Origin of the sequence: Paenibacillus ferrarius (genome assembly GCF_002027705.1) — a bacterium.
GTDB lineage: Bacteria > Bacillota > Bacilli > Paenibacillales > NBRC-103111 > Paenibacillus_E > Paenibacillus_E ferrarius.
On record NZ_MBTG01000056.1, the window covers coordinates 12491 to 35235 of the forward strand.

General features: G+C 47.9%; 19 protein-coding genes and 1 other RNA gene. 19 read left to right on the forward strand and 1 reads right to left on the reverse strand.

Annotation, left to right across the window (positions count from 1 at the left end):
• From dnaG to rnpB, 6 genes are all read left to right on the forward strand, one after another.
• Complete coding sequence (gene dnaG, locus BC351_RS35315; RefSeq protein ID WP_079419921.1) at positions 1-1848, forward strand: DNA primase; 1848 nt, start codon at positions 1-3, stop codon at positions 1846-1848.
• Positions 1849-1884: 36 nt separating this feature from the next.
• Positions 1885-3000, forward strand: coding sequence for an RNA polymerase sigma factor RpoD (gene rpoD / locus BC351_RS35320; protein ID WP_028558036.1), 1116 nt, complete (start codon positions 1885-1887; stop codon positions 2998-3000).
• Positions 3001-3112: 112 nt separating this feature from the next.
• Complete coding sequence (locus BC351_RS35325) at positions 3113-3943, forward strand: hypothetical protein (protein ID WP_079419924.1); 831 nt, start codon at positions 3113-3115, stop codon at positions 3941-3943.
• A gap of 3 nt (positions 3944-3946) precedes the next feature.
• Entirely contained in the window at positions 3947-4711 is a 765-nt protein-coding gene (locus tag BC351_RS35330; RefSeq protein WP_079419927.1) for a tRNA (adenine(22)-N(1))-methyltransferase, read from the forward strand.
• Positions 4687-5796 (forward strand): Nif3-like dinuclear metal center hexameric protein, encoded by a 1110-nt coding sequence (locus tag BC351_RS35335; protein WP_079419929.1) that lies wholly within the window; start codon positions 4687-4689, stop codon positions 5794-5796. The genes BC351_RS35330 and BC351_RS35335 overlap by 25 nt, the downstream gene beginning before the upstream one ends.
• Before the next feature lie 62 nt (positions 5797-5858).
• An RNA gene (rnpB, locus tag BC351_RS35340) (RNase P RNA component class A) lies at positions 5859-6276 on the forward strand.
• 140 nt (positions 6277-6416) lie between these two features.
• On the opposite strand, the gene BC351_RS35345 is transcribed toward rnpB, so the two are convergent.
• Positions 6417-8354: a S8 family peptidase gene (locus BC351_RS35345; RefSeq protein ID WP_079419931.1), complete on the reverse strand. Its 1938-nt coding sequence runs from the start codon at positions 8352-8354 to the stop codon at positions 6417-6419.
• A gap of 171 nt (positions 8355-8525) precedes the next feature.
• Here BC351_RS35345 and BC351_RS35350 point away from each other — a divergent pair, with 171 nt between their 5' ends.
• The 13 genes from BC351_RS35350 (at position 8526) to BC351_RS35410 (ending at position 22745) form a co-directional block, all read left to right on the forward strand.
• The gene (locus BC351_RS35350) at positions 8526-9026 is read left to right on the forward strand and encodes a YpuI family protein (RefSeq protein ID WP_079419933.1); all 501 of its coding nucleotides are present in this window, start codon (positions 8526-8528) and stop codon (positions 9024-9026) included.
• Between the two features lie 76 nt (positions 9027-9102).
• Positions 9103-10197 carry a glycoside hydrolase family 15 protein gene (locus BC351_RS35355; RefSeq protein WP_079419935.1) on the forward strand — a complete coding sequence of 365 codons (1095 nt, stop codon included), beginning with the start codon at positions 9103-9105 and terminating at the stop codon, positions 10195-10197.
• A gap of 47 nt (positions 10198-10244) precedes the next feature.
• Positions 10245-10460: a DUF1540 domain-containing protein gene (locus BC351_RS35360; RefSeq protein ID WP_079419937.1), complete on the forward strand. Its 216-nt coding sequence runs from the start codon at positions 10245-10247 to the stop codon at positions 10458-10460.
• Positions 10461-10481: 21 nt separating this feature from the next.
• Positions 10482-10919, forward strand: coding sequence for a fatty acid desaturase family protein (locus BC351_RS35365; protein WP_079419939.1), 438 nt, complete (start codon positions 10482-10484; stop codon positions 10917-10919).
• A 333-nt stretch (positions 10920-11252) separates the two neighbouring features.
• Positions 11253-12545 (forward strand): hemolysin family protein, encoded by a 1293-nt coding sequence (locus BC351_RS35370; RefSeq protein WP_079420492.1) that lies wholly within the window; start codon positions 11253-11255, stop codon positions 12543-12545.
• Positions 12546-12665: 120 nt separating this feature from the next.
• Entirely contained in the window at positions 12666-13385 is a 720-nt protein-coding gene (locus tag BC351_RS35375; RefSeq protein ID WP_079419942.1) for a lytic transglycosylase domain-containing protein, read from the forward strand.
• Positions 13386-13508: 123 nt separating this feature from the next.
• Positions 13509-14687 carry a cysteine desulfurase family protein gene (locus BC351_RS35380; protein WP_079419945.1) on the forward strand — a complete coding sequence of 393 codons (1179 nt, stop codon included), beginning with the start codon at positions 13509-13511 and terminating at the stop codon, positions 14685-14687.
• Positions 14684-15892 carry a tRNA uracil 4-sulfurtransferase ThiI gene (gene thiI / locus BC351_RS35385; RefSeq protein ID WP_079419948.1) on the forward strand — a complete coding sequence of 403 codons (1209 nt, stop codon included), beginning with the start codon at positions 14684-14686 and terminating at the stop codon, positions 15890-15892. The genes BC351_RS35380 and thiI overlap by 4 nt, the downstream gene beginning before the upstream one ends.
• Positions 15893-15960: 68 nt before the next feature.
• Positions 15961-16641 (forward strand): TerC family protein, encoded by a 681-nt coding sequence (locus BC351_RS35390; protein WP_079419950.1) that lies wholly within the window; start codon positions 15961-15963, stop codon positions 16639-16641.
• A 124-nt stretch (positions 16642-16765) separates the two neighbouring features.
• Positions 16766-19186 carry a DUF7408 domain-containing protein gene (locus BC351_RS35395; protein WP_079419953.1) on the forward strand — a complete coding sequence of 807 codons (2421 nt, stop codon included), beginning with the start codon at positions 16766-16768 and terminating at the stop codon, positions 19184-19186.
• Positions 19186-20139, forward strand: a complete 954-nt coding sequence (locus BC351_RS35400; protein WP_079420494.1) for an ABC transporter ATP-binding protein — start codon at positions 19186-19188, stop codon at positions 20137-20139. Before BC351_RS35395 ends, BC351_RS35400 begins: the two co-directional genes overlap by 1 nt.
• A complete protein-coding gene (locus BC351_RS35405; RefSeq protein ID WP_244209286.1) occupies positions 20111-20947 on the forward strand; it encodes an ABC transporter permease in 837 nt (278 codons plus the stop codon). Before BC351_RS35400 ends, BC351_RS35405 begins: the two co-directional genes overlap by 29 nt.
• Before the next feature lie 61 nt (positions 20948-21008).
• A complete protein-coding gene (locus BC351_RS35410) occupies positions 21009-22745 on the forward strand; it encodes a hypothetical protein (protein WP_079419956.1) in 1737 nt (578 codons plus the stop codon).

Sequence of the window (22745 nt, forward strand, 5' to 3'; positions counted from 1 at the left end):
ATGAGGTACGGACGCATACCTGAAGAGGTCATTGAGGCTGTACTGGGACGCCATGACATCGTTGATGTGATTGGCAGGCACGTGCATTTGAGCAAGCAAGGGCATTATATGAAGGGACTATGTCCTTTCCATTCCGAGAAAAGTCCTTCCTTCACGGTTACACCGGAGAAACAGATCTATCGTTGCTTTGGCTGTAACGTAGGCGGCAATGTCATTCGCTTTATTATGGAGATTGAAGGGCTTAGCTTCGCTGAAGCCGTCACCAAGCTTGCCGAAGATGCAGACATCCCGATCACATGGGAAGAAGCAACAGAAGAGCAGAATGAACAGCAGCAAGAGAAAGCAAGCTTGCTTAAAGCTTACGATTTTGCAGCAAAGCTGTATCATTTCATTCTTGGCAATACCGATCAAGGCAAAGCAGCCAAAGGTTATTTAACTTCCAGAGGCATATCGGATAAGCTGATTGATACATTCCAAATCGGCTATGCCCCGGCCATGTGGGACACCCTTGTTCAACAGCTTGATAAACGCGGATTCGATTTGGCGTTGATGGAGAGAGGCGGATTGATCTCTGCCAAACACGAAGGGAATGGCTATGTTGATAAATTTCGGGAACGCGTCATATTTCCGATTTGCGACGCAACAGGCAAAGTCATTGCATTCGGCGGCAGATCAATGGGAGATGCACAGCCCAAGTATTTGAACAGTCCGGAGTCGGTTCTTTTTAACAAGAGCAGAACGATGTACAATCTACATCAGGCTAGGCCGAATATGCGCAAACTACAACAAGCAGTTCTCTTCGAGGGCTATGTGGATGTGATCAAAGCATGGGAAGCCGGAATCAGCAATGGCGTTGCCACGATGGGAACGGCATTAACGAAGGAGCATGCCGCACTTCTGAACCGAAACGCGGATCAGATCGTCGTTTGTTATGACGGAGATCAAGCAGGACAATCCGCAGCTTTCAAAAGCATCCCGATCTTGGAAGCGACAGGGAGTCGAGTCGCCGTAGCGATGCTGCCTGATGGCAAAGATCCTGATGATTATGTAAGAAATTATGGTTTTGACCGATTCGTACGGGAGATTATTGAACCTGCCGTGCCATCGATGAAATATAAGCTGCTCTACATCCGCAAAAATTTTAAGCTGCACGAGGATGGTGACCGACTTCGTTATTTGCAATCCGCTGTGAAATTAATCAGTGATCTCCATTCTCCAATGGAACGCGAACATTATTTGAAACAACTGGCTTCTGAATTCCCAGAATCTTCCTATGAGTCCATGAAGTTGGATCTTCATGAAATCTTGCTGCAATCGGAAAAAAACCGACCAGATGGGGATAATAAACCAATTCTGTGGAATAATGTTATGAATAATGGGAGAACAGCGGAACGAACACGCAAGAAAACGCCTTCTCTTTTGCCTGCTTATCACAATGCAGAACGATTAATTCTTGCTGTAATGATGCATGATCGAGATGTTTGTACCCATGTGGAAGCACAGTTGGGTGATCAATTCAATGTTGAAGCTCACGCAGTCTTAGCTGCTTATTTATATGCTTACTACGCTCAGAATGCTGAGCCGGATGCAAGCCGATACATTGCCATGCTGCAAGATGAACAGCTGGAGAGCTTGGCTAGTTCCATTGTTATGATGGGAGCTGGTCATGGAATGAACGAACAAGTGATTGACGACTATATTCGCCAAATTCGCAAAGTTCCCATGCAAGAAGAAGTTGAACGCAAGAAAGAAGAAAGAGTTCGCGCCGAGCGCGCGGGCGACCATCTAAGAGCAGCACAAATAGCAATTGAAATTATCGCCCTAGAAAAACGATTGAAGTCAACTTAGAATTGCTGAATGACTAGGGAGGAGGGAGTCCGTACTATGGCGAATGATCAGCGTACAGAACTAGAGACAGAGTTGACCCTGGACCAGGTGAAAGACCAGCTTATTGAGCAGGGTAAAAAGCGGTCCTCACTTACTTACAAGGATATTATGGAGAAATTAGCTCCCTTCGATCAGGATCCTGAACAAATCGATGAGTTTTTTGAACAGCTTTCCGAGCAAGGTATCGATGTTGGGAATGAATCCGATGAGGATTCCATGAATCCGGAAGAAAACGAGCGCGATGAATTCAATTTCGATGATGATCTGGCGTTGCCGCCGGGAATTAAGATTAATGATCCAGTTCGGATGTATTTGAAGGAAATTGGTCGTGTACCGCTTCTTTCTGCGGAAGATGAAGTTGGTTTAGCCAAACGCATTGAAAATGGGGACGAAGAAGCGAAGAGACGCCTCGCCGAAGCAAACTTACGACTTGTTGTGAGTATTGCCAAGAGGTATGTAGGCCGCGGCATGTTGTTCCTTGACTTGATTCAAGAAGGTAATATGGGTTTAATTAAAGCCGTTGAAAAGTTCGATCATACAAAAGGCTATAAATTCAGTACCTATGCAACTTGGTGGATTCGTCAAGCAATTACTCGTGCCATTGCAGACCAAGCGAGAACGATTCGTATTCCTGTACATATGGTCGAAACGATTAATAAATTAATCCGTGTTTCTCGTCAATTGCTGCAAGAGCTGGGGCGCGAACCTACGCCGGAAGAAATTGCCAAAGAGATGGATTTAAGTACGGATAAAGTTCGTGAAATCATGAAGATCGCACAAGAGCCTGTGTCGTTAGAAACACCGATTGGTGAAGAAGATGATTCGCATTTGGGAGACTTCATTGAGGATCAGGAAGCACTTGCTCCAGCGGATGCTGCTGCATATGAGCTTCTGAAAGAACAGCTTGAGGATGTCCTGGACACGTTGACAGAAAGAGAAGAAAATGTGCTTCGGTTGCGTTTCGGACTTGATGATGGACGTACGCGTACACTAGAAGAAGTAGGTAAAGTATTCGGTGTTACCCGCGAGCGGATTCGTCAGATTGAAGCTAAAGCGCTGCGTAAGCTGAGACACCCTAGCCGCAGCAAACGATTGAAAGATTTCTTGGAATAAATCGCTGTGAGAGGGCCCTGCCAAATTCGGCGGGGTCTTTTTTTCTTTTGAAGCTGCTATAAAAATTAAGCCTAAAATCACCGATAAAGTAGCTAGGAAGGTGAGCGAATAAATGGATGCAGAGAAAAGGAAAGTGATTGTAAGGGAAATCGATCATTGGCGCAGAAGCAAATTGCTTCCTGAGCATTATTGCGATTTTCTTTTGAATTTGTATGTAGATGAGGCAACGCCTAAACCGGCTTCATTAATGGGGATATCGGCAACCTCGGTTACAAACAGTAATTGGAAAATATGGTTAGTCATTATGGCGGTGATTGCCGCTCTGGCCTTATCTGCTCTTAATTTTAACTCTTTTGGAATGCCAATGCAAATTGGAATTTCCGCACTTTTTGTTATCATTTGTTACGCGTTTGCCTATCGGCAATATAATAAAGCGCCGGTCGTTTCCTACTTGCTTTGCGGTGTTTCTTCGATTGCCTTGCTTTTGCTCGGTTTATATTTAATGGATATATACGATGTGCATTCATCGTTTTCATACATTGGATATTTAGCTTTTTGCAGTGTTGTTTGGTTATTTAATGGGCTAATAGGGCGTATGGCTATTTTCCAGATATGTGGATGGATGGGCTTGGTGGGAACCTATGGCTGGCTGCTTCTGCATAAATTTGAGAATCCTGGTTGGTTCTCACTTGAAATTAGTTGGATTCCGGTTAGTATTGTACTTATATGGATTGCATGGCTTGCGCATCATACAAATAAGCAAGCGGCGAGTGTGCTGCTCTTAGTAGGAGGCATCGTTTGGTTTGCGCCTGAAGCGATGACGTTTTTGGCGGATGTAGATATGAGCTCTCGCGTTATTCAATTGTCTTTTACAGGGAAGTTGGTTTCAGCAGGCGTAGCGTTATTTTTGCTGCGTAAAAAATGGGTAGAGTGGGTAATGTAAACGATGGTGAAATTGTCAAAAAGATTGCAAATGATTGCAGATCGTGTTCCAGCAGGATCAAGATTAGCGGATATTGGGTCAGATCATGCCCTGCTGCCAACGTATTTGGCGCAGCAGGGTGTTATTTTATTTGCGGTGGCAGGCGAAGTAAATCCAGGTCCTTTCGAAGCGGCAACACGTCAAGTGCTTGAAAGCGGATTGTCGAAGAAGATTAGTGTACGCTCGGGAGATGGCTTAGCGGTTATTGAAGCAGGCGAAGTCGAAGTCATTACCATTGCCGGTATGGGCGGGAGCTTGATGGCGAGTATTTTGGAAGCCGGAAAGCATAAGCTGCAAGGAGTTACACATCTCATTCTGCAGCCGAATGTCGGGGAAGATTATGTGCGCCGCTGGCTGTTAGAGCAAGGATGGAAGCTGGAGTCAGAAACAATTCTGGAGGAGGACGGCAAAATTTATGAGATTTTGACGGCTTCGGCGGTACCAGATGAGGAAAAGGCGCAGCTCAAGGAGCTATATGCCGATCGTATTTTATCAGAGGGAATCAGGGTAACGAAGGAGCGTTTGCTTCAAATGGGCCCTTACCTGATCCGTCAGGCTCCAGCGGTCTGGTTTACCAAATGGGGTAACGAACTGGACAAGTTAGCGATGATTGTCGATCAGCTCGGACGATCGAGCGCAGAAGCGTCGAAAGTGAAAGCTGAACAAGTCAGCCAAGAAATGAAGGAAATAAAGGAGGTACTCGCTTGTTTGCAAAAGGTCAAACCGTAATCCAGCTGTTTGAACAGCTGGCACCGAAGCATTATGCGATGCCTGATGATAAAATCGGATTACAGCTGGGTTCGCTGCAAAAGGAAATTCAGAAGGTGCTTGTTGCCTTAGATGTTACCGATGAAGTTGTGGAAGAAGCGATTCAGCTTGGGGCAAATCTCATTATTGCCCACCATGCCATCATCTTCAGACCGCTTGCACATCTGCAGACCGATACACCGGCAGGCCGCTTATATGAAAAACTAATTAAAAACGATATCGCCGTGTATATTGCCCATACGAATCTGGATGTAGCCGAAGGCGGCGTCAATGACTTGATGGCGGATATGTTAGGCCTATCGGAGCTTACGCATCTAGAGGATGTACATACGGAAAAGCTGCAGAAGCTTGTGGTCTTCGTGCCTGAGACGCACCATCAGGCGGTGCTGGATGCCCTATTCACCGCAGGAGCGGGGTGGATCGGGCAGTACAGCCACTGCAGCTTCAACATCCCCGGAACGGGAACGTTCCTTCCGCAGGAAGGGACGCACCCGTATATCGGGGAAGCGGGCAAGCTGGAGCGCGTACAGGAAGTACGCGTTGAGACCATTGTAACCGCCAGCGTTCAGCGCAAGGCGGTTCAGGCAATGCTGAAGGCCCACCCCTATGAGGAGGTGGCCTATGACCTCTACCCGATGGATCTCAAGGGTAGAGTGTTCGGTCTTGGCCGCGTGGGCAAGCTGCCCGCGGCCATCACGCTCCGCGAGCTGACGCAGCTCGCGAAGCAGGTCTTCGACGTGCCGGCGGTGCGCGTCGTTGGCGATCTAGCGCGGCCTATACGCAAGGTGGCCGTGCTGGGCGGCTCTGGCGGCCGTTACATGCGGCACGCCATGTTCGCCGGCGCCGATGTGCTGGTCACCGGCGACATCGACTACCACACCGCGCATGATGCGCTCGCGGCGGGACTTACGCTCATCGACGTTGGTCACAACGTCGAGAAGATTATGAAGCGCGGCGTCGCCGAATACCTTGCCAAGCAGCTGATCAAGTCCGATACGCAGGTGATCGCTTCTGCTATAGACACAGAACCATTTCAATTTCTGTAGTATTGGAAATGAAGAATAGTTGTAATTCAAAGTCATTCCTAGTATACTAGCAAATGCGTCGGAAAGTTTGACAGACAATCGCTGGCTGTGGGTAAGCCACAGCGAGAGGAAAGTCCGGGCTCCATATGGCAGGGTGCTGGATAACGTCCAGTCAACGCGAGTTGAAGGATAGGGCCACAGAAATGGACCGCCGATGGCTTGTCTTCGGACAAGATCAGGCAAGGGTGGAACCGTGGTGTAAGAGACCACGAGGTTCTATGGTGACATAGATCCTGGTAAACCCCACTTGGAGCAAGACCTAGAGGAACGCTAGCCGCTTTCGAGGCGGCAGTCTTCGCCTGAGACGCGTTCGGGTTGGTCGCTTGAGCTGTGCAGCAATGTATGGCCTAGATAGATGATTGTCGCTTCAATGGTGGCAGGGGACAGACGCCCGTTACGACCACCGGAAGTACAGAACCCGGCTTACGGCAAACTTTCCATACTGTCGGTTACCCGCAAGGCTTAGGCCTTGCGGGTATTTATTTTGTCCGAGAGCGTGTTGGGTTCTGCCCTTATTATTGAAACAGGGAAGGGCTGCCCACAAGGTCATGTGACCTTCGGGGCAGCCCTTTGTATTGCTGTTACTTGGCAAACTTCTTCGCCATCAAGCGTTGTGGCAGGAACCAATTTTGCGGAAAAGTGAAGGCAGTACTTGTCCGCTGTTCTGCCAGTTGAATCGCTTTGGCAACGTCAATTAATCCGTAACCAAAGTATTTGTCAAAACCTTTTGTACCTAGATCTCGGGCAGAGTCTCGCATAATTTGATAAACTTCCGTATTTTTCAAGTTGGGATTGGTCGATCGAATCAACGCGGCTAAAGCTGTTACATGCGGGCTAGCCATGGATGTTCCTGATAAAGCGGCATATTGATTGTCAGGATACGTACTTGCGATGCTGACACCTGGCGCGGTGACACCAATATAATCCCCATAATTCGAGAAGGAAGCTTTCTGATTCTGAGAATCACTGGCCGCTACGGCAAAAACCTCGGGATAAGCGGCAGGATAGCCAGGTCTTTCGGTATTGTCATTGCCGCTGGCCGCGATAAGCGCTATGTCTTTGTCATACGCATATTTAATGGCATCGTGCAGAAATCCAGAGTCGGCATAATTGCCCAGACTAAGATTCATCACTTTGGCGCCATGATCGGCTGCCCAAATGATCCCTTGTGCAACAGAATAGGTGCTTCCAGCTCCTGTCTGATCAAGAACTTTGACGGGGAGAACTTTGTTGTACCACGTCATCCCGGCAACGCCTAAATTATTGTTGACTAAGGCTGCGATGACGCCCGTGACGTGGGTGCCATGTCCAACATCGTCTTGGGGGTTGTCATTGTCCTTTATCACATTGTACCCAGGCAGCAGTTGCCCCTTCAAATCTGGATGCTGCAGGTCCACTCCAGTGTCTACTACAGCAATAACGACATCTTTGGCTCCGCGATTGAGCTGCCAGCCTTGGACAGTCTCCGTCGAAGGAAGGTTCCATTGATACTTGCTGAACAAGTTATCATTTGGTTTGAAATTGGGCGAAATACTGGATGTTTGTGTATCAGTAGAAACGGTGCCATGCGAATAATTGGAATCACTTGAATTGGCATCTGTTGAATCGGTGGAATCAGCATCTTGATCGTCATAATAATCATTGGTTAGATATAAAAAATGGGGCTCCACATAAGCGACATCCCATTTGCCGAAATAAGCCATCAGCGCTTTGGCTTCCATCCCTTCGGTACGGAAAACATAAGTGTAACCAAGCTTTTGAACAGAAGTGGCTTTGATCTCATTTTTGATCTGAGCAAGCTGGGCTTCAGTGGGGTTCTGCTTGAATTTGACAACAACTTCATTCTGATGGTAATGACTTGTTCCTTGATTATCTTCGGGATGATCGACGACCTTGTCTTGCAAGGTATCTGTATCCACAGACTCAACCTTCCAGCGATTTTCATTAGGATAAGGCTCAAGGCGCAGATTCTTCATTTGGTGATCAGTGACCTGATGCAAAATATCTTGATGAATGACGCCAACCAGCGAGCTGTCTCCTGCTGACGAGGGCATGCCTTGTACAAAATAAACTTGCTGCGCCGCACCGAATTTGGGCGATTGATAATGCCTGCCGGCATCGGCTGCCCGCTTGGCCTCAATTAAATAGCTGTTTGCTTGCTCTTTATAAGAAATAGGAATTTCTCCTGCTTTGATCCCCTGGTCCATGGGTTGATTGGTTTTCGACCAAATGAGGAGATCCATTTTCTCGTGCTGTGTCTTCATTGCGCTGAGTACTTGCGCCGCAGGCTCACCAGCTTCGATTTGACTTAGCACTTTGCTATAATCGGTTGAGCACTGGGTTCTGCACAGATCATCGGTTAGCTTCACATCTTGCTCCAGAAGAGCTAGTTTGGAATTGGTTTCGTGTTTGGCACTATACACTTCCGGTCCAGGTTTGTTCTCATTATTGGAGTGGTGAGGAAAGAGGACAATACCCAAACCAAGAGCTAGAGTTATAGCAGATAGATAACGCCGCATGAATAGACCTCCTTCTAGGTTTGCTTCGTATTCCGTAGACGAAACGATTACCTTTCCTTAGTGTTAGGCGCAGCGGAATGTTTTATGCTTGGAAACTGACGTATTGCATATACCTTTTCAACTCAATTTATGGTAGGATAGGAATAGCGCAATTAGAGGAGGTCTTCATAGATGGCTGTTTTTAATGTGAAAAATATTTGTGATTCAACGCGTACGAAGTTAAAAGAAACAACTGCCAAAATGGAGCTGTTTCTGAATCAACATTCGCTCTCACTGTTAAATGTGGAGAATGATCCCGCTATGGATGAATTTTACCGAGGTTATCTTCAAGATACTCGTCATCTTTTAGTATTCTGTGAAGTCGCGTACGAGAAACTGGGCGTTAGCTTGAGACGTCCTACTTTTAATGTGGATTTTTCGGAAAAAGTGCTGTATGAAGTTTATCATACCTGCGTTAATACATTTTTCTATCCCAAAAATGAATGTTATTCCGAAGATGGCCGTTACGCTTATACAGGACAAGATGCTATTCGTTTCCGCAAAAAGCCTTCGCGTGACGTGCGTGATTTGACGATTGAGCTGTCCAAAGTATTTGAAGAGCTTCGTGAGGATCTTTCTTATTATGAAACAGATTACATCACACAGCGTCGTATGCAAGGCGAGAAAGTATAATTTAACAGTAGCAACAAAAGATAAAAGAGATGCCGATACTCGCGCATCTCTTTTCTTTTAAAAGGGGAGCGAATGGATGGAACGTGATTCATTAATCAAAACCAGTATCTCACTTATTAAATGGAACCAGCATCCCCGCGGAGGCTATATTGCCTCGCCGCTCTTTCCTACATATGCGTATAGCTGGCTGAGAGACGGCACCTTTATTGCGAATGCGATGGACCGAGTGCGCGAAGCGGAAAGCGCAGCCCTCTTTTATAGATGGGTTGGCCGTGTACTGAAGGATAAGCGAGCTCAAGTCAATCTTCTGATTCAAAAGCATGAACGAAAAGAATGGATTGATCGTTCTGAATTTATGGGAACCCGCTATCATTTGGATGGACGGGATGACGTTTCGGAATGGGGGCATTTCCAGCTTGATGGTTATGGCGCTTGGCTTTGGGGACTAACGGAGCATGTTAGACTAACAGGGAATCAGGCAATTCTGGAAGAGTTGAGAGAAAGTGTTGAGATAACGGTTGATTATTTGACGACGTTCTGGCATTACCCGAATTTTGACTGCTGGGAAGAATATCCCGATTATGTGCATCCTGCAACCTTAGCCTGCGTATATGGCGGTTTGAAGGCGCTTGGCGAGCTGGAGCATCGTACGGAGCTGCTGGAGAAGGCCGCAATGATTAAACGGTTTATTCTAGATCATTGTACCGAGGACGGCCGCTTCGTGAAATCCATTCATTGTGTGAACGAAGTTTGGCAGCCTGCGCTGCATGGCGTTGATGCGAGCCTGCTTTGGCTTTCGGTGCCATTTGGCGTATGTGAAGCTGATGATCCTATTATGGTGAAAACGGTCCAAGCCATAGAAGCTGATCTAAAGCATGGCGGTATTCAGCGCTATGTGGAAGACCGCTACTTTGGAGGAGGCGAGTGGATCCTGCTGACGGCGTGGTATGGATGGTATCAGACCAAGCTGGGGAATATTGAAGCTGCGCAGCGCGCGCTTACATGGATCATAAGCCAGGCCGACTCACTCGGGCGATTGCCTGAACAAGTCGCAGATAACTTAAGAGAACCTTCTGCCCATGCGGAATGGATATCCAAATATGGCGAGCCCGCTGTCCCATTGCTCTGGTCTCATGCTATGTTCTTGGTGCTTTCTGACAGCTTGCAGTGAGCATAGATCACCCTGATGACGGGCAAATTGTTAGAGGGGTGATGACGATGCCAGATGTGAAATGTTCAGTTGCCAATTGCGAATATTGGAAGCAAGGCAACAACTGTAACGCAGGGACAATCATGATTGAAGTTGATCAGCATGCAACCGCCAATTACAAGGAAGAGTTTGCCGGGGAATCATTCGATACCGATCATCAGGATGCTGCAAGTAAAGTTGCGAATACATGTTGCCACACATTTAAAGCCAAAAAGAAACATTAGGTTGTTCAGCGTGGAGGCCGTATGACTCAAACCGACGAACCTTTAGACAAAGCCACGAAGGAGCGATTCCAACGGGATCAGCTTCGCACTGAAAGCGGATTGAACCATAAGGAAGAATACGCAGCCGAAATCACAGCACCTTCACCGCCGCGAAGAATTCAATACGCGGAACCGTATGCAAGATCAGCGGCAGCAAGCCGGAATGCCCAGTCTGAGGTTTCCGATGAGGAAATTGAAGATTTGGTTGAAGTTGTGACGCGCAATAAGGCAGTAGGTTATATCGCCTTGTTCGTAGCCTTGGCTTCACTGTTTGTCTGGCCCGTCTTGCTGGGTATCTCGGGAATTGTGCTGGGGATTATTGCGATCGTTATGGGAAACAAGGGGTTGGGCTCATGGTCCATTGCCCTTGGGTTTATTGCCGCCGCCGCCTATTTTTTACTAGTTCCCTATTATGGCTAATGGAAAAAACAAGCCGACTTATCGGCTTGTTTTTCTTTTTGTATGAAAAAATCAGGAGAATTCGGGATTCAGCGGGATAAATAGCGGGTAATGACTCATTACAGCATCATTTTAGTGCTTATACTCCCATTTGCTCGTACTATTTGGCTTCAGGAGTCATATTCGCACCTTTGAATGCTTACAGTATTATTATATAATGAAAAGTGATATTTCAAATTCAAATCGAAATTAAGGGAGGTGTACCTATTCTCCTTGGTGCGGCTTCGCGCTTGATAGGGGATAGGTAAGGTATTGGAAGATCCTTTGCCCGAAACGTTAATTAGTTTTCTATTAATGTTTGGACTGGTATTGTTAAACGGTTTTTTTGTTGCTGCTGAATTCGCGATGGTCAAAGTAAGAGGTAGTCGAATTGATTCACTTGTCGGTGAAGGTCGCCGCAATGCTAAATTCGCTCAAGGAATCATGAATAATCTCGATGCCTATCTAGGTGCATGTCAGCTTGGGATTACACTCACTTCGTTGGGACTTGGTTATGTCGGGGAGCCGACGTTCGCCAAAATTCTGGAACCGTTATTTGCACCGCTGCATTTGCCGGATTCGGTGTTCCACACGATTACTTTTATTATTGCCTTTTCCTTAATGACGACATTGCATATTACGCTCGGTGAACAATTCCCTAAGACTTATGCAATTCGGAAAGCAGAACAAATAACGCTGCTCTCAGCGGGACCTATGGTTTTATTTTATAAAGTGATGTACCCGTTTATTTGGATCCTGAACGGTATTTCCAACTGGATGCTTCGCCGTGCAGGGATTGAACCTACAACGGAGCATGAAGCAGCGCATACCGAGGATGAAATTCGAGTCCTCATGAAAGAAAGTCACAAAAACGGACTTATAGATAATACAGAGCTCACGCTTGTTGATAATATATTCGGATTTGCGGAAACCACAGCCCGGGAGATCATGATTCCAAGAACAGAGATGGAATGTCTGTACGCTGGACTTTCCTATGCGGAGAATCTGGCGATTGCGATTAAAGAGATGCGCACGCGCTACCCCGTTTGTGACCCTGACAAAGACAACATCATCGGCTTCGTTCATATCAAGGATTTGCTCAAGCCAGATGCCAATCTGAAAGGGATTAAGAAAATTATTCGACCGATTACTACGGTCCCAGACTCTATTCATATCAGTGATTTGCTGAAAATGATGCAGAAAAGAAAGAGCCAGATGGCCTTGCTGATCGATGAGTATGGCGGTACATCGGGTCTTGTCACACTGGAAGACATTATGGAAGAGATTGTTGGCGAAATTCAGGATGAATTCGATGAAGAGCGTCCAACGATCGAAATCAAAGATGAGATCAGCTTCTCCATCGACGGCTTATTGCTTATTGATGAAGTTAACGAATACTTCGGACTTGAAATTGAATCCGATGACTATGATACGATCGGCGGCTGGATCTATTCCCAAACAGAGATTCCGCCAAGTAAGAACCAACAGGTCAACTATAATGATGAATTCATGTTCATCGTCGAAGAAACGGATCATTTGCGGATTTCGCGTGTCATTGTCCGCAAGTTGACAAATGAGAATGAAATGTTGCAGCAAAATATTTCTTGACCGGAAAGAGGGACAGTCTAATGACTGTCTTTTTTTTGAAATTTGGGGATGGTCGTCAGGGCGCAAAACGTGTACAATATACCTAACAATGATAAAAATGGTAGAAACGAGGCCTGACGGATGAACAGCACGAACAGCATAGACCCTAGAGTGATGAAAGAATTACTCCAGCTTCAGATGCTCAGTAAAATGAGCTTGCTCTCCGGTGACAACGCAGCTTCAAGCAAGGATGACTCGAACGACTTCAGCGCACTGCTTGAGACGGTCATGGGACAAGCTGCCGGAGCAGGAATTTCCGGTCAGTCAAGCACAGACACGCTCAGCTCGCTGCTAGGTAATAACACAATGAATAGCGTTCCAGGCCCCTTGGCCGCTCTGAACAAGGCCTATTCACCTTTACATTCAACCAACAGCAAATCCATAGCCACTCAATATGAAAGTATTATTCAAGAGGCTAGCAGCAAGTACGGGATTGATCCTTCCTTAGTTAAGGCGGTCATTCAGCAAGAATCGGACTTTAATCATAAAGCCGTCTCTTCCGCCGGTGCCAAAGGGTTGATGCAGCTCATGGATGGAACGGGCAGCGGTTTTGGCGTGACGAATCCGTTTGATCCCAAGCAAAATGTAGATGCAGGGACGCATTTTCTCAGCAGCCTAGTTAAGAAATATAATGGAAATGAAGGCGTAGCGCTTGCCGCTTACAATGCAGGTCCAGGTCGAGTGGATCGTTTAGGCATTAAAACAGATCAGGATCTGTCCAATAAGCTGCATTTGTTGCCCGAAGAAACACAAGCTTATGTATCCAAAGTGTTTAATCGTAAGCAGAATTTCTCACTCTAATCAATGATGTTCAGAAGCTGATTTCCGCGAGTATCATGCGGCGATCAGCTTTTTGCGCTGCGAGGGAAGCTTGAGTTATGAGTGATAATAGGCTTTAATGGGAAAAAGGGGACTCAGTCAGTTATGCTTTATTGGGACTACGCGGCAACATCGCCGTTATATGAAGAAGTGATAGATACCATAGCGGAAGTGATGAAACTTCACTATGGCAATCCATCTTCCATCCATCGCCTAGGCGTTCAAGCGGAGAAGCTGCTGCATAGCTCGAAAGAAGTCATTGCAGGAAGCTTGGGCGTGCTGCCGACTCAAATTATTTGTACATCAGGTGGGACCGAGAGCAATAATTTGGCGATTAAAGGTGTGGCTTATAGCTATCGCAATCGCGGCAAGCATCTGATTACGACACAAATCGAGCATCCTTCTGTGAAGGAAGTGTTTCTACAGCTAGAGCGCGAGGGATTTCGAGTCACTTATATACCTGTTAATCATAAAGGCTGTGTGGAGCTTGATGCTCTAAAAGCGGCTATTTGCGAGGATACTATTCTAGTCAGTGTGATGTTTGTCAATAATGAAGTCGGAACGATGCAGCCCATTCAAGAAATTGGTCAATGGCTGGCTAATTATCCGAAAGTATTGTTCCACGTCGATGCTGTACAGGGAATTGCCAAGCTGCCTTTTCATCCGAAGGAGTGGGGAGTGGATCTTTGCAGCGCATCTGCACATAAGTTTCGGGGCCCCAAAGGTGTTGGATTCTTATACCGCAGAGAAGGTGTACAGCTAGCGCCGCAGCTTGTCGGCGGAGGACAGGAATATGGTCTTCGCTCAGGCACGGAAAATGTCCCGCTCATTGTCGGTATGGCGAAAGCGCTTCGGTTATCTATGGAGCATCTGCAAGCCAAAATGGAGCAGAAATATCGCGTCCGGCATTTGCTGGTTGAAGGAATCAGCAAGATTCCTGAACTCACGTTGACGGGTTCGGATCTGGCCGAGGAAATGGCTCCCCATATCGTTCATTTTGCTTTTGCCGGGATGAAGGCAGAAGTTGTTGTACATGCCTTGGAGCAAAGAAACATTTACATATCGACCAAGTCAGCATGCGCCTCGGACGAATCAGACCCGAGTTCGGTTATGTTAGCTTTAGGCTGCAGTCGGGAGCAAGCGGTAAGCGGCTTAAGAGTCAGCTACTCGGAAGAACATCAAGAGAAAGAGGCGGAACAGTTTCTTGCAGCCCTTCGTGAGGTTGTGAAGGAACTGGCCCCGCTGTCAAAACAAGCATCGGAAAGAAGAGGGAAGCGAAGATGAAACCGGATTGTTTGATTTTGCGTTTTGGCGAATTAACACTAAAAGGGAAAAATCGCAAACGATTTGAGCGCAGCGTAATGGCGCAAATTCGTAAAGTTTTGGGGTCTTTTCCCGATTTAAGGTATATTTCTGAATACGGACGCGTATATGTGGAGCTAGGGGGAGCAGCTTACGAAGAAGCTTCGGCGGCTTTGCAGCGCGTATTTGGACTGGCGTCTTTCAGCCCTGCCTATCATGCGCCCATGGAGGTAGAAGCTATCCAAGAGATCGCTTTGCAGATCATGCAGGCTCTTCCGAAACAACCAAAAACCTTCAAGGTAACGGTACGCAGAGTAAATAAATCATTCCCGCTGGATTCGCAGCGAATGAATTATTTGGTAGGCGGGTATGTCCTGCAAGCGAGCCCTGGTTTACAGGTTGATGTGCATCAGCCTGAGGTCGAGCTTCGCGTAGAAATTCGCGAGGAACAGGTGCTTTTGTATGCGGAAGTGATTGAGGGGGCAGGCGGCTTCCCGTCCGGAACGAGCGGCAAAGCGCTGCTAATGCTATCAGGCGGTATTGACAGTCCAGTTGCCGGATGGCTTGCCATGCGCAAGGGGCTTACGATTGAAGCGATTCACTTCCATAGCTTTCCTTACACAAGTGAGCGCGCCAAGGAAAAGGTCATTGATCTGGCGCACCAGCTAGCTTCGTACACGGACTCGTTGAAGCTTCACCTTGTTCCGTTTACTGAAGTCCAAACTTCGATTCACGGCGCTTATCAGGACAATTTATTAGTAACGCTTATAAGAAGAGCGATGTACCGCATCGCAGAGCAAATTGCTGATCGCGAAGGGTTAAACGGCTTGGTCACCGGAGAAAGCTTGGGACAAGTGGCCAGCCAAACACTGCCAAGCCTGAATGTCATTGGACGAGTGGTTACATTGCCGCTGCTGCAGCCGCTGATGATGATGGACAAGCAAGAGATTATTCGTCTGGCTGAATCCATCGGTACTTTTCCAATCTCCATCTTACCTTATGAAGATTGCTGTTCCCTCTTTCTTCCGCCATCCCCGAGCACGAACCCGAATCTCCGGATGGTTGAGAAAATTGAGAATAGTATGGACTTCTTGCCAGAACTCATCGAGAGAGCCGCAGCGCAGACAGAAACCATTGAAATTGTTCATGGACAGTTGAAGAAGGTGTCAGACGCGCATTTATTCTAATGCGTTTATCGGCCTTCCGAAGGTGACCCCCGTCGCCGGCTAACCATGCATTCCGGGAGGTTGTTAGCATGTTGGATGCGCTCATTTTATTTTTGCAGATTATGTTAATCAATATTGTGCTTAGTGGGGATAATGCCGTTGTGATTGCGCTGGCGAGCAAAAATCTGCCAGTCGAGCAGCGCAAGCTTGCCGTCTGGTGGGGGGCATTCGGAGCCATTGCATTGCGGCTGGTCCTGACCTTAGTAGCCGTAAGCTTGCTGGATATCCCTTACATACAGGCAGGCGGCTCGATTCTGCTCTTCTGGATCGCCATTAAGCTGCTTACCGATGATGACAGTCATGCGAATGTGAAAGAGGCGTCAACGCTTGGCAAAGCGATTTGGACCATTATCGTGGCCGACTTTGTGATGAGTCTGGATAATGTGCTAGCCATCGCGGCTAAAGGAAACGGGAATAACACCGTCATTATTCTGGGCATCGGGCTCAGCATCCCTATCATTATTTGGGGGAGTACGCTTGTTATGAATCTGCTTCAGAAATATCCGATTCTGGTATTCATGGGTGCAGGAATTCTAGGCTATACGGCCGGTGAAATGTTCGTGAAGGACGAGAAGATGATTGATTGGGTGCTGATTAATTATGAATATCTGCATGTCTGGATACCGATAGCAGCTGCAGCGCTGGTTATTATGATCGGATTAAGCGTCAAAGGGCTGCGGATGCATCAGCTTAAAACCAGAAACGAATAGATGGGAAGGAAAGCGCCAAGCTGGTGATGCAGCTTGGCGTTTTTTTTATACGACAAAATTGAAACTTTTTTCCAAATTTGCCGTCTATTTATGAGACAAGCAAGTTGAGAAGGGAGTCAATCGCGTGAATGTTAGTCCGATTACCAAAGCTTCATTTCGTTTGATAGGTAAGATAGCATGTTTGATCATTGCCTTATGGCTTCAAGGAAACGCACTTTTTTTGGAGAAAGCTCATGCTGAAACCGCGATGATTGAGATTCAATCGGAGATCGGATTTGGAGCAGCGAACGTGAAACAAGGGGCTTGGACCCCGGTCAAGATAACTCTGCGCAATAATGGCACTGATCTATCGGGCGATTTGGTGATCAAGGTGGCCAATCCCAATGGGAACAAGGATTTTAGCTATGCGCAGCAGGTTGAGCTGCCCAAAGGCAGTACAAAAGTGGTCACGCTTCTGATACCCGGCTATTCGTATACGAGCAGCAATAATTCCATAGCATTGTATGAAAAGTCCGTTAAAAGCGGGAAGAAAGTCCCTTTAGATGGCAAAACCTATTTGGAAGCCTTCCAGTTCCCTAAGGAGACACTGCAAGTAGGCGTCTTAGCTCGGGATGTAGATACAATGAATTTCCTGAGCTTGCTTAACCAAGCGGGGAAGAAACTAAATCTCATTCACCTGAAGCAGCAGGAAATACCACAGGAGGCACTTGGGTTAGATAGCTTTGATGTGCTCGTTTTCAATGATTTTGCATCCGATACATTGTCCAAGGAACAAGTGCAGGCTGCCAAGCTATGGGTGAAACGAGGCGGCACGCTTCTTCTAGCTGGAGGCGCAGGGTACTCGAAGACAGCAGCTCCGTTTGCTGAGATGGCTCCTGTGGCCTATCAAGGAACAGAGTCGGTCCAAGCACTCTCCGAAGTGGCTAAAATGGGTGAGAAGGAGCTGCAGCTTACACAGCCTTTTACGCTTTCCAAAGCGTCATTGACGAAAGGCTCCGTAATTGTATATGAGAATACGCTGCCTATCTATGCTCGCAGCGCTTACGGAGACGGTTACGTGGCTTATGCTGCGTATGATTTATCTCTGAATCCAATGGCCTCGTGGAACGGTAATGCGCGATTATGGGAACAGCTATTAGCTGAGCCAATTGAAAAGGCAAACGCCTACAACTTGAATCAAATTCGTAATGGCAATAACGGTTACTGGGAAATGAATCAGGCATTGGAGTACTTTCCGTCTTTGCTGCCGCCCAAATTAGGTGGACTTGCCATCGTACTTCTGATTTATGCGATCGTAGTTGGACCGCTGCTTTATTTGATTTTGCGCCGCTTAGATCGCAGAGAATGGGCATGGTATGTCATTCCGTTAGTTGCGATTTTTACAAGCGTTGGAATATTTCAATTCAGTGCCTCCAATCGGGGGAACAAGATGGCCCAGACGTTCAACACGGTCGCTTTGAATGGATCCGGTTCCGGAATGAAACAATCCATGACGTCTGTCTTTCTGCCAAAGGGTGGGAATCTTGAGCTCAACTTCCCGGAAAAGGGAACGGTTTCTCCGTTCTTCCAAAGCGATGTGTATCCAAACTTGCAGCTGCATGACAGCAATGAGTTTACTATTCGCCAAGAACAAGAAAGGACAATCGTTGGTCTCCAGGATATTCCGTATTCTTCCGTCAGCAAATTAGTCTTTAACGGAGAGCAGCCAATAGAGCTGGGAAAACTTGACTATCACATTACAGAGTTGTCAGCCAACGGGACAAAAGGCGAAATTACGAACAACACCAAGAAGGATTTAACAGACGTTGCACTTCTTATCAATCAATCTTATGTCAATCTAGGAGCTGTAAAAGCCGGTGCTTCATCGAGTTTTGACACAGCGATCGGCAATCGTAATTCGAATGGGATGAATTATGGACAGCTGGCTTTTCCATTTCCAACTACGAACAGCAATCTGGATGACAGCTTACACCAGCGTGCCATGTTAAACACGTTTATCCAACGTAAATCCAAGATTTCCGGAGGATTCACGCCGATGATTATTGGTTGGTACAAGGAACAATCATCGTTGTCGCTTACTTCGAACAGTACGGTGCCAACGGAAGAAATTACGCTGGTTGCACAAGAGATGAAGCTTGACTATGTCGCGCCTGACGGTAAAATCGTAATTCCTAGCACGGCGATCCTGCCAGAATTCGTGGATAACCATTTGAAAATGAGTGCTGTTCAGTTTCAGGAGGGACCTTACATGCAGCTAGGCAGCGGGGATATCACGCTGGTGTACCACCTGCCTACTCTGCCAGGGGCTGTCTATCACAAGCTTGAGATAACTGGAGATCCTAATCCGGAAGTAAGCTTGGAATTATGGAATGCACAAACGGGCGCATGGGAGCCATTCCCCTTAAAATCCTACCAGACATGGGAGGGAGATAAGCTGCAGCCTTATATCGTAGAGGGGAAAACGATTCGGATGAAAGTTGCGACGGTTCAAAATAATACGATGTTCCGCATTCCGGCTGTTTCTCTGGAAGGATCGGTGAAATGATGATTATAACCAAGGAGTTAACAAAACGGTATGGGAATTTTACGGCGCTGGATTCTTTAACCATGCAGATTGATAAAGGTACCGTATTTGGCTTTGTAGGTCCCAACGGAGCCGGCAAATCAACCACGATGTCGATTCTGGCTACACTGCTGAACCCAACCTCCGGTTCGGCTCAAGTTGGCGGGTATGATGTCACCGAGAAACCAAAGGAAGTTCGCAAACTGATCGGCTATATGCCTGACTTTTTTGGCGTCTATGACAATTTCAAAGCAACGGAATATCTCGATTTCTATGGTGCCAGTTATGGCATATCAAGAGCTGACCGCTTGAAGTTGATTCCACAGCTGCTGGATCTTGTCAATTTAACGGAAAAAGCAGATTTCTACGTGGATTCCTTATCACGAGGCATGAAGCAGCGTCTCTGCTTAGCCAGATGCCTAGTCCACGAGCCAGAGGTGCTGATTCTCGATGAACCGGCCTCAGGGCTTGATCCAAGAGCGCGAATTGAAATGCGAGAGATCCTAAAAGAACTTAAGGCGATGGGGAAAACGATCATCATCTCTTCGCATATTTTGCCGGAGCTGGCAGAGATGGTTGACGAAATAGGTGTTATCGAATATGGCAAATTGATTGCCAAAGGCAAGGTTTCAGATATTCAAAGCCGGATGAAAGCCAATCGTGTGCTGCAAGTTCGTTTGGCAAGCAGAGCGGAGGAAGCTGTCGTCTATTTGCAGCAGCAGCCGCATGTGACGATGGTGCTTCAAGATGAGAAAGGGCTGCATGTCCATTTTGGCGGGGCGGACGAGGATCAGACGAATCTGCTGGCGCGATTAATTCAAAATGGGTTTCCTCTCCTGTCGTTCAGCGAAGCATTAACGAATCTGGAAGATGTATTTCTGGAAATCACGAAAGGGGGCGGCGCACATGATGAACAGCAAGTTAAATTGGATTAATCCTGTGATGGAAAAAGAATTCCGCTTGCGGATGCGGACAATCCGATCACCGATATCCATACTGGTCTATCTGCTGGCGATTGGCTTGATTGCGCTTGGGTTCGCCTATATCAACATGAGAAACATGCAATCCGGTGTGCTTAGCACGGCTAATAGCAGCCAATTATTTTATTTCCTGAGTGGAACTCAATTAGTTCTTATCGCCTTCATGACGCCGGGTCTAACGGCTGGGGTCATCAGCGGGGAGCGGGAAAAACAAACACTCAACATGCTTTTGACGACAGAGCAAAGCTCTGGGACGATTATTTTGAGCAAGCTGTTTGCGTCGCTTAGTTTTATGCTGCTTACGGTAGTGGCGACAATGCCGTTATACAGCATAGTGTTTCTATATGGCGGAGTATCTCCGCTGCAAGTGCTGTCTGTTTTTGTTTTTTATATCTTTGTGATGCTGCTCTTAGGGTCAGTTGGGATCTTTTTTTCCACAATTCTTAAGAAAACAGTCATTTCGGTTATTGCTACGTATGGCTTTGTGCTTTTCATTTTTGGATTTACCGCATTGGCGGGACTATTTTTTGGCAATATTGGCCGCAGAGGAATGAATGAAGAAGTGCTGGGTTACTTTTTGAGCTTTAATCCGATGGCCGTTCTGGTCAGTTTAATGGTGCCGGATTTTGCCAAGGAGTTGTTTAAGGGACATACGCATCTGCAAATGTGGCATATTTTCGTGGCCGCGTACGCCGTGCTGCTGAGCCTCTTACTTTGGCTGAGTGTAAGATATTTGAGACCGATTATGAAACGTAGAAAATAAATGGGTGATACAAGAAAAGGTGTAATTATCGATAAAGCCATCAGGAAGGAGCTGTCTGCTTATGAAGTATACCTCGCTGGATGATCTGCTTCAGTCTGTGAAGCTGCGTCTCTTGAAAGCGAAAGGGTTGGACTACCTTTTTCGCAGTTTGACTATAGGCATTGCCTTTGCCTGTCTTTGGCTGCTTGGCGGACGGTTCTTCCTGATTAGCGGTTATCGGTATGGAGCAATCATTAGTGTGGGTGCTGCGGTTGTTATTGGAGCTGCTTGGTTATTCCTGCAGCGTCCAAAGATCATTGATGCGGCAAGGTTATTGGATCAACATGGCTTGGATGACCGTATTTCGACGGCGCTCCTAAGCACCCGGCAAACCTCAATCGTTGCCGCCTTGCAAAGGCAGGATGCCCTTGATCAAGCAAATGGCTTTGTGGCAAAACGGTTAAAAGCCGTTGTTGCGTTCTCTGTCCCGAGAAGACGTTGGATTCCCGTTGCTGCTGGTTTAATGATCGCAGGAGGACTATTGATTCTGCCGAATTCAAATGATGCTGCGCTTCTGCATGTCAAGAAAGACAAGCAATGGATTGAAGACGAGCGGAAACAGGTCGCTGAGCTCGTGAAGGAATTGGCCGCAAAACCGTCTCCACTGCCAGTGACCAAGCAAATGACGGAGGATCTAAAGGAGCTGGAGAAGCGCTTAAGTCAAACGCCAACGACAGCTAAAGCATTGGAGGAGCTGGAGAAATCGCTGAAGAAAATGGAAGCAGCCGTAGGAGAGCTGGAAAAACAACAACGGCATGCCGAGCAGTGGGCCGAATCGATGCAGCGGACAGAAGCGCTGCGCGAGTTAGGCAAATCTCTTGCACAGAAGAATGCGGAAAGCGTTCAGCGCGAGGCTGCTAAGCTTGCTGAGCAAGTGCAGAAGATGACGCCGCAGCAGAAACAGCAGCTCGCCAGTGAGCTCGAGCGCTTGGCAGCCTCGGCTGCTGCCGGCTCGCCGGATGCAGAGCAGCAGCTGCGCCAGCAGCTTCAGCAGGCCGCCAGCGCGCTGCGCAGCGGTGAGGACGCTGCAGAGCAGCTAAGCCAGCTGCAAGCCGGCCTTGCGGCTGCCAGCGCCGCGCAGCAAGCTCTGGCGCAGCAGCAAGCGCAGGCGGCGGGGGCGGCGGCAAGTCTCGCCGCCGGAGCCCTGCCGCAGGCTCGCGAGCTTGCGGCAAGCGGGGCGCAGCCGGGGCAGGCGTGGGCGACCGGCGGCCGCGCAGAGCAGTTGGCCGCTGCTGGCAGCACGGCGGCCCCAAGCGCCAGTGCTCTGCCAGCCGCAGGCGTGGCGGGAGCGAGCGCTGCGCCGAGCAGCGGCGCGGGTGCTACTGCGCCCGGAGGGGGCGCAGGCACGAGCGGAGCCGCTGGAGCAAACGGAGCCGCTGGCGCAGGTGCAGGTGCAGGTGGAGCGCCCGGGGGCGGCACAGGAGCGAATGCCGCGGCTGGGGCCGGCGGCGCATCTGGCGGCAGCGGTGCTGGTGGGACGCAAGGCGGCACGGGCGCGGGTTCGCGCGGGCTTGTAGCGACGCCGAGAGAACGCTTCGGCACCGGAGGCACCTACATCGATGGCGGGCCAAGCCGCGGGGGCGGCGAAGTCAGCCAAGGCGGATCGGCTCCGGCCATTGATGGAGCCTCGCGTCCGTACGAAGATGTCTATGCCGATTACGCGGCAGAAGCTTCAAGCTCGCTGAATCGCACCGAGCTCCCGCAGCATATGCAAAATATCGTGCGAGATTACTTCTTGGAAATTCAACCACAACGGTAG